This is a genomic window from Streptomyces sp. NPDC051315 (genome assembly GCF_044455165.1).
Taxonomy (GTDB): Bacteria; Actinomycetota; Actinomycetes; order Streptomycetales; family Streptomycetaceae; genus Streptomyces.
The window spans coordinates 327,280-345,246 of sequence record NZ_JBITEN010000009.1 but is presented as its reverse complement, the minus strand read 5'-3'; the positions used below and the strand labels follow the sequence as shown (position 1 = coordinate 345,246).

Genomic DNA, 17,967 nt, shown 5'->3' with positions numbered 1-17,967 from the left:
CCGACGCCGTCGCCGTTGCTGTCCTGGAAGGAGCGGACGAGGACCTCGTAGAAGACCGCGCGCTTGAACCAGTCGGGGTCGCGGTCTTTCGCGGGGGTGTCCTCGAAGGTGTCCGGAACGGGCTCGTTGACGATCATCGTGTGGGTGACCCTCCGATCTGCGGGTTGGACGGTCGCAGGACGGTGAAGACGTGCGCGGGCCGAGTGCCCGGTTCGAGACGCACGTAATTGGCCCTGCCCCAGTAATAGGTCTCGCCGGTGAGCAGATCGCGCACCGGCACCGACTCGTGCCAGTCCAGGCCGAGTTGCGGCATGTCCAACGAGACCGTCGCCTCCTGGGTGTGGTGGGGGTCGAGGTTGACGACCACCAGAACCGTGTTCGAACCGCTCCGCTTCGAGTAGGCGATCACCGCTTCCTGGTCGGCGTGGTGGAAGTGCAGGTCGCGCAGTTGGCGCAGGGCCGGGTTCGCCCGCCGGATCTCGTTGAGGCGGGTGATGAGTGGGGCGATGGTGCGGCCCTCGCGCTCGGCGGCCTCCCAGTCGCGGGGCCTGAGCTGGTACTTCTCCGAGTCGAGGTACTCCTCGCTGCCCTCGCGCACCGGGGTGTTCTCGCACAGCTCGTAGCCACTGTAGACGCCCCAGGCCGGCGACAGGGTCGCCGCCAGCACGGCCCGCGCCTCGAAGGCCGGACGGCCGCCGTGCTGGAGGTAGGCGTGCAGGATGTCCGGCGTGTTGGCGAAGAAGTTGGGCCGCATGTAGGAGGCCGCCTCCCCCGACAGTTCGGTGAGGTACTCCGTCAGCTCCTCCTTGCTGTTGCGCCAGGTGAAGTAGGTGTACGACTGCTGGAAGCCGATCTGGGCGAGGGTGTGCATCATCGCGGGCCGGGTGAAGGCCTCGGCGAGGAAGATGACGTCGGGGTCGGTGCGGTTGATGTCCGCGATGACCCGCTCCCAGAAGACCACCGGCTTGGTGTGCGGGTTGTCCACCCGGAAGATCCGCACGCCGTACGACATCCAGTGCCGCAGGACGCGCAGGGTCTCGGCGACCAGGCCGTCCATGTCCGCGTCGAAGGCGATCGGGTAGATGTCCTGGTACTTCTTCGGCGGGTTCTCCGCGTAGGCGATGGTGCCGTCCGGGCGGTGATGGAACCACTCGGGGTGCTTCTGCACCCAGGGGTGGTCGGGGGAGCACTGCAGCGCGAAGTCGAGCGCGATCTCCAGTCCCAGCTCACTCGCCTGCCCGACGAACCAGGCGAAGTCCTCCAGCGTGCCCAACTCCGGGTGCACGGCGTCGTGGCCGCCCTCCGGCGAGCCGATCGCCCACGGCACGCCGACGTCGTCGGGACCGGGGGTGAGAGTGTTGTTGCGGCCCTTGCGGAACGTCGTCCCGATCGGATGGATCGGCGGCAGGTAGACCACGTCGAAGCCCATCGCGGCGATCGCGGGCAGCCGCCGGGCGGCGGTCCGGAAGGTCCCGTGCGGACGCTCCGGGGTTCCCTCCGAGCGCGGGAAGAACTCGTACCAGGAGCCGAACAGGGCGCGTTCCCGTTCGACCAGCAGCGGCAGGGGGTCGGACGCGGTGACCAGTTCCCGCAGGGGATGGCGGGCGAGGACCTCGTCCACCTCCGGGGTCAGCGCCCCGGCGAGACGGGAGGCGGCCGGGCGGTCCTCGTCGCGCAGGGCGTCGGCCGCGGCGAGCAGGATGTCCCGTGCCCGCTCCTCGTCGCCGGGCACCCCGGCGGCCGCCCGCTCGTGGAGGCGGGCGCCCTCCTCCAGGACGAGGCCGGTGTCGATCCCCGCCGGGATCTTGATCCGGGCGTGGTGGCGCCAGGTGGTGACCGGGTCGCTCCAGGCCTCCACGGTGTACGTCCAGCGGCCCGGCGCGTCCGGGGTGACCTCGGCGCCCCAGCGGTCGGTGCCGGGGGCCAGTTCACGCATCGGCGTCCATGGGCCGGGGCGGCCCTCGGGGTCGCGCAGGACGACGTTGGCGGCGACGGCGTCGTGCCCCTCGCGGAACACGGTCGCCGAGATCTCGAACGTCTCCCCGGTGACCGCCTTGGCGGGCCGACGCCCGTGCTGGACGACCGGGCGGACATCGAGGACGGGTATGCGTCCCACGGCGGGCACGTCACCCGAGGAGGATCGCTCCGGGGCCGGCGGTCCGGCGTCGGCGGGGCGCACGGAGGTCTCTGCGGGCGCTGTGGGCGCTTCGGCGCGGGACGTACGGGGTGTCGGGGGTGCTGACGAGTGGTGCGTGGCGGGCATGACCGCTCCTGTCCGCATCAACGTAGGTGGGCGGATGGATGTGGGGAGGTGGGTCCTGCGGTGGGGGGTGCCGGATGTGCCCGGGCGGGCCCGGGGTCGTACTCGTGCCCGGACGTGCCGGGGTTGTGCTCGGGTCGTACGGGGTCTCGTACCGGAGGAGCCTTCCCACCCTATTCGGGTGAGCAATCCGGCACTTTGTTAACTACTCGCGCGTATGTCTACGTACAAGTCCGGCCCCGTTCGCGGGGAACGGGGCCGGTGACGGCAGCCCGCCGCTACGACCGCGGGACGCGCAGGAGTTCGTCCGGTGAACCGGCCCCCCGGCCGGACACCTTGCCGTTCGACGCCCCCGCGACCAGGGCCCGCTCCACCTGCGCGGGCGTGGCCGTCGGGTGGCCGGCCAGATACAGCGCGGCCGCGCCCGCCGCGTGCGGCGCCGCCATCGACGTCCCGGAGTAGGCCGCCCGTCCGGTGTCGCTCGTGTGCGACGCGGACGTGACCGACACGCCCGGGGCGAACAGGTCGAGCGCCGAACCGAGGTTGGAGAAGGACGCCCGGGCGTCCCTGCGGTCGGTCGCGCCCACGGTGACGGCCTCGCGCACACCGGCGGGGGAGTGCAGGGCCGCCGCGTGACCGGCGTTGCCCGCGGCGACGGTGTAGGTGACGCCGGAGCGGATCGATGCGCGGACGGCGGCGTCCAGTTGCGCGTTGTACGGGCCGCCCAGGCTGAGGTTGGCGACCGCCGGCCGGTGCGCGTGCCGGGTGACCCAGTCGATGCCCGCGATGACCCGGGCGGTGGTGCTCGCGCCGGCGTTGTCGAGCACGCGCACGGCCACCACCTGGGCCTTCTTCGCGACACCGAGGCTCGTGCCCGCGGCCGTCGCGGCGACGTGGGTGCCGTGGCCGTTGCCGTCGGACGCGGTGCGGTCGCCGCCGACGAAGTCCCAGCCGTAGGAGGCCCGGCCGCCGAAGTCCCGGTGCGTGATCCGGATCCCGGTGTCGATGACGTACACCGTCACACCGGCCCCCGCGGACTTCGGCGCGGTGTAGCTGCCGTTCAGGGGCAGGGACGGCTGGTCGACGCGGTCCAGTCCCCAGGACGGCGGGCTCTTCTGGGTCGTCCGTCCGTGTGACGTCGCGTCGAGCGTCACCCGGGTGTCCTGCACGACCGAGGAGACGCGCGGATCGGCCGCCAGGCGCCGGGCCTGTCCCTCGCTCGCCTCGACGGCGAAGCCGTTCAGGACCGTGCCGTAGGTATGGCTGATACTCGCCCCGTACCGCTCGGCGATACCGCCCCCGGCCGCCGGGGCTCTCACCCCCTCCTCGAGCGTCACGAGGTAGCTGCCGCGGACGGCGCCGGGTGCTCCGTCGCCGCGTATCGTCCCCTCCGGTGCGGCGTGCGCGGGCAGGGTGACGGCCGAAAGCGCCACGGTCGCCAGGACCGCGATCAGCCCCCCCGCCCGGCGCAGACGCCTGCTTCGCGTCCGTGCCATGGCTCGAGTTCCCCTCCTCGACTCGGCGTACGGCGGCGCGTGCCGGGTACGCACTGGGCAGCCTCTCGTGTGGGGCGAAGCGCCACAAGGTGGCCTGTGGGGGCGGAATCGGCCACAAGGGGGCGAGTTCTGGGCGGGGTGAGCGGATCGGGCCCGTCGCGCGAGGACGGCGGGGGCCCGCGCAACGCGCCCGTCCGACGCGGGACCACAAGCCCCGCCCGGCGCCGGAAACGGGCGTTTCGGGGTGGCCGGCCCTCAGCGACGGCCGCACCGACGCCGGTACCGTCATAACCGACGTGGACGCACACAGCCGTGTGTCTCTTCCTTACGCACGCCGAGGTGGAATGTGAAGGCGATCCGTCGATTCACCGTCCGACCCCTCCTCCCCGAACCCCTCCGGCCGCTCAGCGACCTGGCCCGCAACCTGCGCTGGTCCTGGCACGCGGAAACCCGTGACCTCTTCCAGTCCGTCGACCCCGAACGCTGGGCCTCCTCGGGCGGCGACCCGGTACGGCTCCTCGGCAGCGTGCGTCCCGCGCGTCTCGCCGAACTGGCCGAGGACCGCCGCTTCCTGCGCCGGCTGACCGCGGCCGCCGACGACCTGCACGACTACGTGACCGGCGACCGCTGGTACCAGACGCAGGACCCGTCCGACGAACTCCCCGCCGCCATCGCCTACTTCTCACCCGAGTTCGGCATCACGGCCGCCCTGCCCCAGTACTCCGGCGGCCTCGGCATCCTGGCCGGCGACCACCTGAAGGCGGCCAGCGACCTGGGGGTCCCGCTGATCGGGGTGGGCCTGCTGTACCGGCACGGCTACTTCCGCCAGACCCTCTCCCGGGACGGCTGGCAGCAGGAGCACTACCCCGTCCTCGACCCCAACGAGCTCCCGCTCACCCTGCTGAAGGAGGACGACGGCACCCCCGCCCAGGTCTCCCTCGCCCTGCCCGGCGGCCGCCGGCTGCGCGCCCGCGTCTGGCTGGCCCAGGTGGGCCGGGTCCCCCTCCTCCTGCTCGACTCGGACGTCGAGGAGAACGACCTCGGCGAACGCGGGGTGACCGACCGGCTCTACGGCGGCGGCAGCGAGCACCGGCTGCTGCAGGAGATGCTGCTCGGCATAGGAGGTGTCCGGGCGGTACGGACGTACTGCCGCCTCACCGGCCACGCCCCGCCGGAGGTGTTCCACACCAACGAGGGGCACGCCGGTTTCCTCGGCCTCGAGCGGATCGCCGAACTCTGCGACGAGGGGCTCGACTTCGACTCCGGTCTGGAGGCGGTCCGGGCCGGCACGGTCTTCACCACGCACACCCCCGTCCCGGCCGGCATCGACCGCTTCGACCGCGAGCTGGTCGCCCGGCACTTCGGCCCCGACGCCGAACTCCCGCGCATGGACGTCGGCCGCATCCTCAACCTGGGCATGGAGACCTACCCGGGCGGCGAACCCAACCTGTTCAACATGGCGGTGATGGGCCTGCGCCTGGCGCAGCGCGCCAACGGCGTCTCCCTGCTGCACGGTCACGTCAGCCGCGAGATGTTCGCCGGCCTGTGGCCCGGGTTCGACGCCGACGAGGTGCCGATCACCTCCGTGACCAACGGCGTCCACGCCCCGACCTGGGTCGCTCCCGAGGTCCTGCGGCTGGGCGCCCGCCAGATCGGCGCCCAGCGCACCGAGGACGCGCTGAGCGTCGGGGGCTCCGACCGCTGGGACTCCGTCGCCGACATCCCCGACCAGGACATCTGGGACCTCCGCCGCGACCTGCGCGAACAGCTCGTCCTGGAGGTACGCGGCCGGCTGCGCGCCTCCTGGCGGCAGCGCGGCGCGGGCACGGCGGAACTCGGCTGGATCGACGGCGTCCTCGACCCGGACGTCCTCACGATCGGATTCGCGCGCCGCGTCCCGTCGTACAAACGCCTCACCCTCATGCTGCGCGACCGCGACCGTCTGATGGACCTGCTCCTGCACCCGGAACGGCCCATCCAGATCGTGGTCGCCGGCAAGGCGCATCCGGCGGACGACGGCGGAAAACGCCTGGTCCAGGAACTGGTCCGCTTCGCGGACGACCCGAGGGTCCGCCACCGCATCGTCTTCCTCCCCGACTACGGCATGGCGATGGCGCAGAAGCTCTACCCCGGCTGCGACATCTGGCTGAACAACCCCCTGCGCCCCCTGGAGGCCTGCGGCACGAGCGGCATGAAGGCGGCCCTGAACGGCTGCCTCAACCTCTCCGTCCTGGACGGCTGGTGGGACGAGTGGTTCCAGCCCGACTTCGGCTGGGCGATCCCGACGGCGGACGGCACCGGCACGGACCCCGACCGCCGTGACGCCATCGAGGCGGCGGCGCTGTACGACCTGCTGGAACAGCGGATCACCCCCCGCTTCTACGAACGCGGCCAGCACGGTCTGCCCGACCGCTGGATCGAGATGGTCCGCCAGACCCTCACCCTGCTCGGCCCGAAGGTCCTGGCCGGCCGCATGGTCCGCGAGTACGTCGAACGGCTCTACACCCCCGCCGCCCATGCCCACCGCGCGCTCGACCCCGACTCGGCACGCGACCTCGCCCTCTGGAAGGCGAGGGTGCGTTCGGCCTGGCACGCCGTCACCGTCGACCACGTCGAGACCTCCGCGGCCACCCCGACCGCCGAACTCGGCACCACCGTCGCCCTGCGCGTGCGCCTGACCCTCGGCGACCTCACCCCCGACGACGTCGAGGTCCAGGCCGTCTCCGGCCGCGTCGACACGGAGGACCGCATCACCGACGCCTCGACGGTCCCCCTGAAACCGGTCGGCGGCCCCGACCTGGAGGGCCGCTGGGTCTACGAGGGGCCCCTGTCCCTCGACCGCACGGGCCCCTACGGCTACACGGTCCGCATCCTCCCCCACCACCGCCTGCTGGCAACGGGCGCGGAACTGGGCCTGGTGGCGGGACCGTCGGAGGAACTGATCGAGGGGGCGGGCGTGCTGATGCGCTGACGGACACTTCGTCGCCGGGGACGGGGGCGGCCCCGGCGACGCGCGGACGCCCTGGTGGCGGTCTCGTGCGAGCCGTCACCGGGGCGGTCACCACCGGCCCGGCCCTGGCTACCGGCCGGTCACTTGACCTGCGGTAATGACCTCGCCGGCTTGCCTTCGACGAGTGGATGTGCGGGACGGTGATTGCTCGGTAGAGTCGTTCCGCTACAACTGGTTGCGGGGACAACCAGTTGCTTTTCGGCTGCCAACGTCCTGGGGAGGGCCTGCAGCACATGAGTCGACGCTCTACTGGTTTTGTTGGCGTGTGGGCCGAGGTGCAGCGGCAGCAACAGCGCCAGATGGAAGCCGAAGCCAGACGGCGGAGACTAGAGGCTCAGCAAGCGCGGGCCTACCAGCGGAGAGCCGCCCAGAGCCGTCGCGAGTACAGGCAGGCCGAGGCGCTGCGTCGCACGGAGGAGCTGGACGCGCAGGTCGCGTCGCTGCAAGGTCTTCTGGCCTCAGGTTGCCGGGCCCCGGCCTTCCGGTCTTCCTCGCTCATGCGACCCGAGGACATCGAGCCCTTCGCGCCGGGACCGTTGGCGCAGCCCGTGCCCATGCCGGACTTCAACCAGTACCAAGCGCAGAGCGGCTGGACTGCCAGTCGCCGGGCCCAGGCCCAGGCCGAAGCCCGCGCGCGCTTCGAGCGGGACTGGCACGCCGCCCAGGCGGCGGAGGCGCACAGGCAGCAACAGCTGGCGTCGTACCAGCGGCAGTATCAGGCGTGGGCAGACGCTCAGCTGGCTGAGGTGCGTGCGCACAACGCCGGCGTCGTCGCGGTGGCCGAAGGAGTACGGCGCCGCGATCCCGATGCGATGGTGGAGTACTTCTCCGCCGCTCTCTACGCCTCAACGGCGTGGCCCGAGGGGTTTCCCCGGCAGGTCGCGGCAGCCTATGACGTCGCCGCCCGGCAGTTGGTGCTGGACTGGGAACTGCCCGGCTACAGCATCGTCCCCGAGGTCAAGTCCGTCCGGTACATGTCCGCGACCGACCAGGACAAGGAGACGCCCCGCCCGGTGGGCCAGCGTCGTGCGCTGTACCGGGAGGTTCTCGCGCAGTGCATGCTGCTTGTTCTGCACGAGCTCTTCGCCGCGGACGAACTGGGTGCGCTCGAGTCGGTGGCTCTGAACGGGTTCGTGGACGGACACGACCCCACGACGGGTCGGCCCGGCCACATCTTCCTCGCGACCGTCATGGCGTCGCGCTCTTCGTTCCGCGACCTGCACCTGGCCCAGGTGGACGCCGGCAGTTGTCTGGCCGACGCACTGCGAGGACAGCTTTCGGCCCGACCCGACCAACTCACACCCGTACGGCCGGGCCGGCGGCCGCGGGAAGTCGGAAACCGCGTAGTCGCCCATGGCGGCGATGAGGAACCGGACCTGTACGGCATGGACCCGATCGCCTTCGAGAACCTCGTCGCCGATCTCTTCCGGGCCATGGGCATGCAGGCGGTGACGACCCAGCGCTCGAACGACGGCGGCGTGGACGTCGACGCACTGGATCCGACGCCGATCCGAGGCGGCAAGATCGTCGTGCAGGTGAAGCGCTACCGGAACACGGTGCCGCCCACCGCTGTGCGCGACCTGTACGGGACAGTGCAGGACGCGGGCGCCAACAAGGGTGTCCTCGTGACGACGTCAGGGTTCGGCCCTGGCTCTCACACCTTCGCCAACGGCAAACCGCTCGAACTCATCTCGGGCAGTGCACTCGTCGACCTGCTGCACCGGCATGGACTGCGTGGACGGCTCGGCGAGGGTGCCAGGCCCGCCGCAGCACAGCCGGCGTCCTCGGGGCCGGACACGCGGCTGCCCGACGACTACAACGTCCTGGGCATGTCGTGGACCGGAAGCGTGGCCCTGGACGTGTGTGCTCTCGTCTGCCGTGGCAACCGTGTTCTCAGTGACGATCACTTCGTCTTCTTCAACAACCCGCAGACCCCCGACGGTTCCGTGCGCGCTGTTCCCGCCACCGCGCCCGACAAGGCGGCGATCTGTGTCTCCTTCGACGGGTTGCCGGATGAGGCCGACCGTTTCGTGCTCGTGGCCGCCATCGACCCGGAGGTCAATCCGGACAGTGACCTCTCCGGATTCACGGACGCCAGCGTCCGCCTGCTCGACCCGGGGCTGACCGAGCTGGGACGACTCGAAGTCTCCGATGGCCGGACGCGCGAAACGGCCCTGGTGCTCGGCTCCTTCCGCAGGCGGGCGAACGGGGACTGGGACTTCGTCCTGGGCGGCAAGGGCTACACGGGAGGTCTGGAGGAACTCGTCCAGGATTTCGGCATCGAGGTGGAGTAGGTCCAGCGGGGGGAAGGCCAGCCGGAAAGCCGAGAGGGTTCACGGGTGGGGTTCCCGCCGGTGGTCGGCCGGGGCGTTCTCGTCGTCCTGGTGGGGGTGGTCCGCCTGTGGGGTGAAGCGCAGTAGCCCGGCCAGTTCCGCCAGCGCGCTCTGTCCCGAGTCCGCCAGGAGCTTCTCCAGATCGGGAGGGACGAGGCTGGTCCGGATGACGTCGTCGTTCATGAGGACCTTGCGGAAGGCCCGCTGGTCGAGCTCGCGCACGTCCGGAACCGGTACCGCGGCGACCTCGGGGACCACCAGCCGGAGCCCGAAGCGGGGTCGCGCGGCGTCGGGTGTCCCGTCCTGCTTCCGGAGGCGGGGCAGCCGCATCTTGATCCTGGTCCCGGCCGCCTGCTCCAGCCGGGCCAGGAGGCGGGGCCAGCGGGTGAGGCGCAGGCGCTCGCGCTCCTCGCGGTGACGGCGCGCGGCGGCCAGCGTGTCCGCCTCGACGCTGAGCTCCCTCCATGCCTCCGCGCCCGCCCCGGCACTCACCGCGTGGTCGGCGATCTCGCGCAGCAGCACCTCCGTCACCCGCGCGAACTCCGGCCGCTCGGCCGTCAGCCGGCGGTAGAGGAGCGCCGCCGTGACGGCGACCCGCAGGGCTTGGGCATGGCGTCCCGTCCGGCCGAGCAGCGTGGCGCGGGTGCGCAGCACACGGGCCAGGGTCGGACGGTAGATGGTGGGCTGGTCCTCCATCAGCTGGAGCGTCACGCGCAGGCACTCGTCGATGACCAGGCAGGCCTCCTGGACCTGGTCGACCTCGCCCAGTTCGAGTGCCTGGTTGTGCAGGGACTCCACCAGGTTCGGCAGATGGGCGTCCGGATGGACCTGGGCGAGTCTGCGCCGGATCAGCACCGCCCGGGTGACCGCGTGGACGGCCGGGGGCCCCGGGGACAGGCGGTTCGCGCGGTTGTGCAGCGCGCCGGCCAGCAGGGCCAGATGGTGCCGGGTGGGGCGGTCGTGCACCAGGTCCTCCAGGATGCCGACGGCTTCCTCGCTCGCGGTGAGCGCCTCGTACGCCATGCCCCGCTCGGCCAGGACCACGGACAGGTGGTTGAGCGCCTGCCCGAGCCGGGCCCGGTGCGGTACGGTCCCGGCCGGTGTCCGCGGCCCCGGCTCGTCCGCGACCAGCCGCCGGTTGACCCGCACCGCCTCGGCGCAGTCGGCCAGCGCCTCCTGGTAGCGGCCCAGTTCGGACAGCGCGGCCCAGCGCACGCCCAGCGAGTCGGCCAGCAGCGGGAGGTGGGCGGCCGGATCGCTGCGGGCCAGCCCGCGGTAGAGCCGTACCGCCCGGCCGCTCGACTCCACGACCTCGCTCCAGCGGCGTACGGAACTCAGCCGGACGGCGAGGTTGTGCTCGGCGCGCGCCAGGTCGGCGCGCACGGCCGCCGGCGCCAGGGTGCCGCCCGCGAGCCGGGTCCGGCGGCGGTGCGTGCGGGCCAGCCGCTGGGCGATGCCCAGGGCCTGTTCGCCGAGGAGCCGGCTGCGGTCGGGGACCGCCGAGTGCAGCGTCTCCAGCAGGTCGACCGGCAGATCACGGCGCTCGGCCAGCCGGCGCAGGGCGTCCAGCAGGAAACCGGGGTTCTCGGACCGCCCGGCGACCACCGCGGCGGGCACGGCGAGCGCGGTCGGATGGGAGACGATCAGCCGCTCCACCCGCCTGGCGAGGTCGGGACAGGGGCAGGTGGGCTGGGCCGCGGCCCGGGCCAGCACGGTCAGCGCCCGCTCGGCCTCCCGCGCCCGCAGTCTCGGCAGCAGCCCGCCCAGCAGCCGGTCGTTGTCCCGGGCGCGCAGCGCCACGTGGTACTCGCCGAGCAGGTCGGGCTCCAGCGCACCCCAGTACGACCCCTCGGCGGGCGGGTACAGCTCGTGCAGCCACTCCACGGCCGCGGTGGCCCGGTCCTGCCCGAGGCCGGGCAGCAGGGACAGCAGCTCGGCCGCGCGGTCGGGATCGGCGGCCCGGGTCAGGGTGGCCACCGCCACCGCGTCGGCCAGGACGTCCTGGGCGAGACCGTCCAGCGGGCGCAGCGAGGCGGCGGTGCGCTTCCAGTACCGGCGTTCGTGGCCGAGCAGCTCCGCCTGGACGTCGGGCTCGCGGCCGGTGCGGGCGCCGCGCCGGTCACGCGGCGGCGTCCGGTCGGCCCCGGCCCGCGCGTCGGCCGCCGTCAGCAGGTCCAGCAGGGCCCGCATCTGCAGGTTCAGGGCGGAGCCGTTCGCACCATGGGCCGGCGGCCGGTCGAGGACCTCCAGGGCGACGGCGCTCCAGTCGACGCCGTCGTACTCCGCCGCCTCCCCCAGCGTCGGCAGCGCGCGGGCCAGCGCCCGCACCGCCTTGCGGTACATACGGTTGCGGGTGGCGGGGGTGGTGGCGACATCGTGCAGTTCCACGGTGCGGGCGCCGCTGAGCACTCCGGCGCTGTGCCGGGTGGCACCCGGCAACTGCTCCCACCACTCGCCCGCGCTGCGGGCGATGAGCACGATCCGCACCGGATGGTGGCCGCCCCGCGCCTTGAGGGTCTCCAGTACGTTGCCGACCAGCTCGGGGCTGGTCTCGGCGTAGTCCATGACGAGCAGCATCCGGTGGTCGACCGCGGTCAGCGACTGCAGGCCGCTGAGCAGGTCGGCCCGTTCGGTCTCGGACTCGCGCAGCTGCGCGGTCACCCAGCCGTGCGTCGCCATCCGCACCGACAGCTCCCGCGCGAACCGTGACTTGCCCTGCCCGCCGAGGCCGGTGATGAGCCGGGTGGCGAGGCCCCCGCCGTGGGCGCACCACTCCTGGAACTCGCGCAGCTCCCGTTCCCGGCCGGTGAAGGGGACGGCCTCGGCCTGCGGGCGCAGCAGCTCCGACGGCAGCCGCGGGGTACGGCTGGGGACGGCCGGCTCGCACAGCGCTTCCAACTCCACGGCCTCGGCCACGGGGACCTGCCCGAGCTCGCGGCGCAACAGGGACCGCAGGCCAGGGTCGCGCAGCAGCCGGTGAGCCGGCACGGCCTCGAGTTTGCCGTGGTTCCAGTGCGCCAGATCGACGGAGACGACACCGCACAGCAGCTGTCCGCTCCACACGGCCGCTCCCGACATCCCGCTCCACGGAGACGTGCCGAGCGCCGCCGGTGCCCGGTCGACGGAGAGTTCCCAGTGCCCGCCGAGCATGCCGTCACCCGGGCTGACGGTGCCCGAGACCTGAGCCGTCTCCATGCCGTCCGGCCGGCGCGCGCCCTGCACCCGGGCGAAGCCCAGCGCGTGGGCGTCCTGGCCCGCCCGCAGGGTGACGAACCGGCCGAACCGGACGGGGGAATCGGCGATGCGGCTGGGCCAGTGGTCCGTCGTGACGCGGAGCACGGCCGCGTCCAGCCCGGTCGGCCGTCCGTCCCAGACGACGTCGGCGGGGACGGGCCGGGCGGTCGTGAGCAGTTGCGCCTGGACACGGGTCCCGTCGGCCGACAGGTCCGTTCCCGGCGGCCGCAACGCGTGACCGGCCGTCAGCACGAGCCCGGGCGCGATGACACAGCCCGAACCGAGGCGCGGCGGTGCGCCCTCGACCGTCGTCCGTACCGCGACCAGCCGGCTTCTGTTCATGCCGGGTCGGGCGGCACGAACAGGGAGGTGCCGTCGGGAGCGGTCTCTCCGGCGTCCCGGGAGATCTGCACCGACGTGCCGTCGGCGTGTTTCGGGGTGAGGGTCAGGGAGACCTTGTGGGTGCGGGTTCGGCCGGCCTTCCCGTCGGCGTCGGCGGAGACGACCCAGGCCTTGAAGCCGGTCCGCACGGTCACGTCCCGGCGCAGTTCCACGGTGAACTCCATCCCGATGGGGCCCACTTCGAAGCGCAGGTCGCTCTGTGCGGCGGCCGCGGAGGCGCGCAGCAGTTCGTCGCGGACGAGTTGCACGGCGGCGGCGAGTTCCAGTTCCTCGGGCATGCGTCCCCCCGTACGGCGTGCGGCGGCACGCCATGGTCGTGGAGGGTCAGACTGCCAGAGGGGCGGGCGCGCGGGCCAACGGTTCGGCGGGGACCGTACCGGAAGGAGTCAGTCCTCGGCGGCGCCCCCGCACAACCCGCGCAGTACCACCCCGCACCGGCGCGCGTACGCCTGCTGCAGTCCCCGCGTCGCCGGGCCGCCCGCCCTCGCGTACCACTTCGCCGCCCGGCTGAACGCCGACACCGTCAGCCAGACCGTGCCGTCGCCGGTGCGGTCCACGACGAAGGACTCCTCGCCGCACTCGGGGTGGCCGGGAAGCGTGCCGTACGCCCAGCCCGCCCGTCTCGGTTCCTCCACCGTCCAGACCACCCGGCAGGGGGCCCTGATGAGGCCGGCCAGGGTGATGGTGACCTGCGCCTCGGGGGCCGCCCGTTCGGCGCTCGCGTCGACGCCGACCCCCATCGCGCGGTGCATCTCCCAGGTCATGACCGCCTCCGCGGCGCGGCGGAACAGCGGTTCGCCCTCGCCCAGGCGCGCACGCACGTGCAGGGGACGGAAGCCGGGCGGGCAGAAGCCGGGCCGGTCGCGGGTCGCGCCGACGTCGGCGTAGGTGAAGTCCTCCGAAGACATGGTGCCCAAGCGTAGGGCGGCACCCGGGGATGCCTTCGTCCCGGGTGCCGCCCGTCCTCCGTCGGCAGGGGCGTTAGCTGACGTTGACCGCCGACCAGGCCGCCGCCACCGCCTTGTACTCGGTGCTGGTCGAGCCGTACAGGGCCGACGCCGCGCTCAGGGTCGCCGTACGGGCGCCCGCGTAGTTCGTGGTCGACGTCATGTAGCTGGTGAGCGCCTTGTACCAGATCTGGACCGCCTTGGCGCGGCCGATGCCGGTGACCGTGGAGCCGTTGTAGGTGGGGGAGTTGTAGGTCACCCCGTTGATGGTCTTGCTGCCGCTGCCCTCGCTCAGCAGGTAGAAGAAGTGGTTCGCCGGGCCGGACGAGTAGTGCACGTCCAGGTTCTTCAGCGTCGACGACCAGTAGTTGGCCGAGGAGCCGTCCTTGCTCGGCTGGTCCATGTAGCGCAGCGGGGTGCCGTTGCCGCGGATGTCGATCTTCTCGCCGATGAGGTAGTCACCGGTGTCGGAGGAGTTCGCCGCGTAGAACTCGACCGCCGTGCCGAAGATGTCGGAGGTGGCCTCGTTCAGGCCGCCCGACTCGCCGGAGTAGTTGAGTCCGGCCGTGTTCGAGGTGACGCCGTGGGTCATCTCGTGGCCGGCCACGTCCAGCGAGGTCAGCGGCTTGACGTTGCCGGAGCCGTCGCCGTACGTCATGCAGAAGCAGCTGTCCGACCAGAAGGCGTTGACGTACGCGTTGCCGTAGTGGACGCGGGAGTACGCGGCGACGCCGTTGTTCTTGATGCCGTTGCGGCCGAAGGTGTTCTTGTAGAAGTCCCAGGTCGTCTGGGCGCCGTAGGCCGCGTCCACCGCCGCCGTCTGGTCCGTCGACGAGCTGGAGGCCACGCCGGTGCCCCAGGTGTCGTCGGCGTCGGTGAACAGGGTGCCGGTGCCGGAGGTGCCGCGGGCCAGGTTGTACGTCTTGTGGCCGCCGCGCGAGGTGTCGTACAGCTGGTACGTCGAGCCCGAGAGGTACGTGCCGAGCGTCACCGTGCCCGAGTACAGGCTCTTGCCGGCGCCGGTCTCGATGCCCTGGTACTCGTACAGCTTCTTGCCGGTGGCCGCGTCGGTGATGACGTGCAGCTCGTTCGGGGTGCCGTCCTCCTGGAGGCCGCCGACGACCGTCTCGTAGGCCAGGGTCGGCTTGCTGCCGTTGCCCGCCCAGATCACCTTGCGGGGCGCCTGCGAGGCCTCGGTGTCCTCCGAGCCCGCGGCCTTCGCCAGCGACAGCGCCTGGCTCTCGGCCTTCGCCGCGGCCACGGCCGGGCTCAGCGACGCGACCTTGATCGTGGCGTTCGTCGCCTTGGTGACGCCCTGCCGGGCGCCCGTCGCCGACTCGTGGACGACCAGGTCGCCGCCGAGGACGGGCAGGCCCGCGTAGGTGCGCTCGTAGCGGGTGTGGAGCGTGCCGTCGGCGTCCTTGACGACGTCGCGGACGACCAGCTTCTCCTGGGCGCCCAGGCCTATCTCCTGCGCGGTCGCGGCGGCGTCGGCCTGCTGGTCCTGGATCAGGGCGGTGCGGGCGGCCGGGGCGAGCGCGGTCGGGACGGCGAGGGGCTTGGCCGCGGTGGCGTCCGCCGGGGTCTGCGCGGCGGCGGAACCGGAGGTCAGTCCGGTGGTGAGCAGGGCTCCGGCCGCGACGGCGGTGGCGACGGCCAGAGTGGTGCGCTGGTGACGCGCGTAGAGGGGGGTCACACAAGCTCCTTGGGTGTGGGGGAGCCCGGACGGCGTGGGGAGGCCGACCGGTACTGCTGTGAAGTTGTGCGGCGGGTGACAGGAAGAGTGACATCAACGTCGCGTACATGTCAGGACCCCCCGGTGATGTTGGCTCAAAATCAACCGGGCGGTGAACATTGCGGCAACGTAAAGGGAGTTGACCTCGGTAAAGGGCCAACAGGCGCAAGGTAAGCGCCTGGCAAAAGGAGGACGCCGCCCCGGGGAGTCGAACCACCGGAGCGGCGCCCTGCATGTGGGGGGTCGGCCTCCTGGGAGGCCGCCTGGCCGCGGCCTACGGGAAGGTCAGCTTCCAGCTGTTGATGTAGCCGGTGTCGACGGCCGCGTTGTCCTGGACCCGCAGCTGCCAGACGCCGTTGGCGACCTCGGAGGAGGCGTTCACGGTGTAGGTGGTGTTGAGGTTGTCCGTGCTCCCGCCGGTGCCGTACGCCTTCAGCGTGTACGCCGTGCCGTCGGGGGCCACCAGCTGCACCTGGAGGTCGCCGATGTAGGTGTGGACGATGTCGACCGCCACCGCGAGGTTCGACGGCGCGTTGCCGGTCCGCCCGGAGACGGTGATCGACGACGTGACCGCCGCGCCCCTGTCCGGAATCGCCACGTCGGCGGTGTTCTCGAAGGACGTGCCGCCACCGCCGCCGTCACCCGGACGCGAGCCGACCGCGACGCCCGCCCAGGCGTGGGCCACCGCCGCGTACTCGGGGGAGGTGGTGCCGTACAGCTCACCGGCCGCCGCGAGGGTGCCGGTGCGGGCGCCCGCGTAGTTGGTGGTCGAGGTGAACTTCGTGGTCAGCGCGCGGAACCAGATCTTCTCCGCCTTGTCGCGGCCGATGCCGGTGACCGGGAGGCCGTCCGCGGTGGGCGAGTTGTAGGTGACACCGTTGATGGTCTTGGTGCCGCTGCCCTCGGAGAGGAGGTAGAAGAAGTGGTTCGCCGGCCCGGACGAGTAGTGCACGTCGATCGAGCCGATGCCCGAGTACCAGCTGTCCTTCGACGAGCCGTCCTTGCTCGGCTTGTCCATGTAGCGCAGCGGGGTGCCGTCCCCGTTGATGTTGATCTCCTCGCCGATGAGGTAGTCACCGACGTCGGAGGAGTTGTTGGCGTAGAACTCGACGGTCGAGCCGAAGATGTCGGAGGTCGCCTCGTTCAGGCCGCCGGACTCGCCGCTGTAGTTGAGGCCGGCCGTGTTGGAGGTGAGCCCGTGGGTCATCTCGTGGGCGGCCACGTCGATCGAGGTCAGCGGGTTGGCGTTGCCGGAGCCGTCGCCGTACGTCATGCAGAAGCAGCTGTCCGACCAGAACGCGTTGACGTAGTTGTTGCCGTAGTGCACGCGCGAGTACGCGCCGACGCCGTCGCCGCGGATGCCGGAGCGCCCGTGCACGTTCTTGTAGTAGTCCCAGGTCAGCGCGGCGCCGTAGTGGGCGTCGGCGGCGGCCGACTCCAGGTTCGACGGGCTGCCGTTGCCCCAGACGTCGTCGGCGCCGGAGAAGAGGGTGCCGGTGCCGGAGGTGCCGCGGTTGAGGTTGTAGGTCTTGTGGCCGCCGCGCGCGCCGTCGGTGAGGTTGTACGTCGACCCGGACTGCGTGGTGGTGAGCGGGACCTGACCGCTGTACACCGTGTTGCCGGTGCCGGTCTCGACCGCCTCCCACTCGTACAGCTTCGCGCCCGTCGTGGCATCCGTGATGACGTGCAGTTCCTGCGGGGTCCCGTCGTGCTGGAACCCGCCCACGACCGTCTCGTACGCCACCGTCGGCGTGCCGTTCGCGGCCCAGATCACCTTGCGGGGCTCGCGGTTGACGTCCGGGCTCTTGGCCTTCTCCGCCCGCGCCGCGGCCAGCGCCTGTGCCTCGGCCTCGGCGGCGGGCAGTCCGGCGGTGGTGGTGGCCGGCGCGATGGCGGCCCGGGTGGCCTTGACGACGGACTCCGTCACCCCGGCCGGCGTGCTCTCGACGACCAGGTCGCCGCCGAGCACCGGCAGCCCCGCGTAGGTGCGCTCGTAGCGGGTGTGGACCGTGCCGTCGGCGTCCTTGACGACGTCCCGGACGACGAGCGCCTCCTTGGCGCCCAGGCCCAGTTCCCTTGCGGTCCGCGCCTTGTCGGCGTCGGCCTCGCGTATCAGCGCGGCGCGCTGGGCGGGGGAGAGCCGGACCGACTCCGAGCCCGGGATCACCTGACCGGCCGCCCGCGGTGCCTTCTCCGGGGCGGCCGTCGCGGCGCCGGACTGCACGGCGGCGGCGATGAGCGCGGAGACGCCGACGAGGGCGGCGGCCGCGGCTCTGCGGTGCGGGGTGTGGGAGGTGCGTCTGGAAGAACTGCTGTTCAACGCTGACTCCTTCTGCGCGGCCGCGGGTCCCGCGGCCAGGGGAGACCGGACGACGGGTGAGCCGTCCGGGCACGACAAAGGGCGGTACGCAGAACGGGGTGGAGCTGTGGGGTTGCTGTGAACCAGCAGTGGGAAGAGTGGCAGCCGACAGCGCTATCTGTCAGGGGCGCGTCAGAAAGTTGGCCGGAAACGGTCCGTTGTCCGGGAGTTCATGTTCGATATACGAACCA

General features: G+C 72.1%; 9 protein-coding genes. 2 read left to right on the top strand and 7 right to left on the bottom strand.

The window, feature by feature from the left end; translation table 11 throughout:
* Positions 1–133 precede the first annotated feature (133 nt).
* Complete coding sequence (locus ACIBBD_RS19875; RefSeq protein WP_399420745.1) at positions 134–2,263, bottom strand: alpha-1,4-glucan--maltose-1-phosphate maltosyltransferase; 2,130 nt, start codon at positions 2,261–2,263, stop codon at positions 134–136.
* A gap of 275 nt (positions 2,264–2,538) precedes the next feature.
* Positions 2,539–3,756, bottom strand: a complete 1,218-nt coding sequence (locus ACIBBD_RS19870) for a S8 family peptidase (RefSeq protein ID WP_399420743.1) — start codon at positions 3,754–3,756, stop codon at positions 2,539–2,541.
* 346 nt (positions 3,757–4,102) lie between these two features.
* Between ACIBBD_RS19870 and ACIBBD_RS19865 the strand changes: the two genes are divergently transcribed.
* Positions 4,103–6,727 carry a glycosyltransferase family 1 protein gene (locus ACIBBD_RS19865; protein WP_399420742.1) on the top strand — a complete coding sequence of 875 codons (2,625 nt, stop codon included), beginning with the start codon at positions 4,103–4,105 and terminating at the stop codon, positions 6,725–6,727.
* Between the two features lie 272 nt (positions 6,728–6,999).
* Positions 7,000–9,060, top strand: a complete 2,061-nt coding sequence (locus ACIBBD_RS19860) for a restriction endonuclease (RefSeq protein ID WP_399420741.1) — start codon at positions 7,000–7,002, stop codon at positions 9,058–9,060.
* A 39-nt stretch (positions 9,061–9,099) separates the two neighbouring features.
* Here the strand turns inward: ACIBBD_RS19860 and ACIBBD_RS19855 are convergent, their stop codons facing one another.
* From ACIBBD_RS19855 to ACIBBD_RS19835, 5 genes are all read right to left on the bottom strand, one after another.
* The gene (locus ACIBBD_RS19855) at positions 9,100–12,675 is read right to left on the bottom strand and encodes a trypsin-like peptidase domain-containing protein (protein WP_399420740.1); all 3,576 of its coding nucleotides are present in this window, start codon (positions 12,673–12,675) and stop codon (positions 9,100–9,102) included.
* Positions 12,672–13,013 (bottom strand): trypco2 family protein, encoded by a 342-nt coding sequence (locus ACIBBD_RS19850; protein WP_399420739.1) that lies wholly within the window; start codon positions 13,011–13,013, stop codon positions 12,672–12,674. Before ACIBBD_RS19850 ends, ACIBBD_RS19855 begins: the two co-directional genes overlap by 4 nt.
* A gap of 108 nt (positions 13,014–13,121) precedes the next feature.
* Complete coding sequence (locus ACIBBD_RS19845) at positions 13,122–13,643, bottom strand: DUF1990 family protein (RefSeq protein WP_399420738.1); 522 nt, start codon at positions 13,641–13,643, stop codon at positions 13,122–13,124.
* 73 nt (positions 13,644–13,716) lie between these two features.
* Positions 13,717–15,378 (bottom strand): M4 family metallopeptidase, encoded by a 1,662-nt coding sequence (locus tag ACIBBD_RS19840; protein WP_399420737.1) that lies wholly within the window; start codon positions 15,376–15,378, stop codon positions 13,717–13,719.
* Between the two features lie 313 nt (positions 15,379–15,691).
* On the bottom strand, positions 15,692–17,737 hold the full coding sequence (locus tag ACIBBD_RS19835) for a M4 family metallopeptidase (protein ID WP_399420736.1): 2,046 nt from the start codon (positions 17,735–17,737) through the stop codon (positions 15,692–15,694).
* Positions 17,738–17,967: the final 230 nt, after the last annotated feature.

Coding starts and splice junctions, on each gene's coding strand:
- ACIBBD_RS19875 (WP_399420745.1), bottom strand. CDS start 2,263: ATGCCCGCCACGCACCACTCGTCAGCACCCCCGACACCCCGTACGTCC.
- ACIBBD_RS19870 (WP_399420743.1), bottom strand. CDS start 3,756: ATGGCACGGACGCGAAGCAGGCGTCTGCGCCGGGCGGGGGGGCTGATC.
- ACIBBD_RS19860 (WP_399420741.1), top strand. CDS start 7,000: ATGAGTCGACGCTCTACTGGTTTTGTTGGCGTGTGGGCCGAGGTGCAG.
- ACIBBD_RS19855 (WP_399420740.1), bottom strand. CDS start 12,675: ATGAACAGAAGCCGGCTGGTCGCGGTACGGACGACGGTCGAGGGCGCA.
- ACIBBD_RS19850 (WP_399420739.1), bottom strand. CDS start 13,013: ATGCCCGAGGAACTGGAACTCGCCGCCGCCGTGCAACTCGTCCGCGAC.
- ACIBBD_RS19845 (WP_399420738.1), bottom strand. CDS start 13,643: ATGTCTTCGGAGGACTTCACCTACGCCGACGTCGGCGCGACCCGCGAC.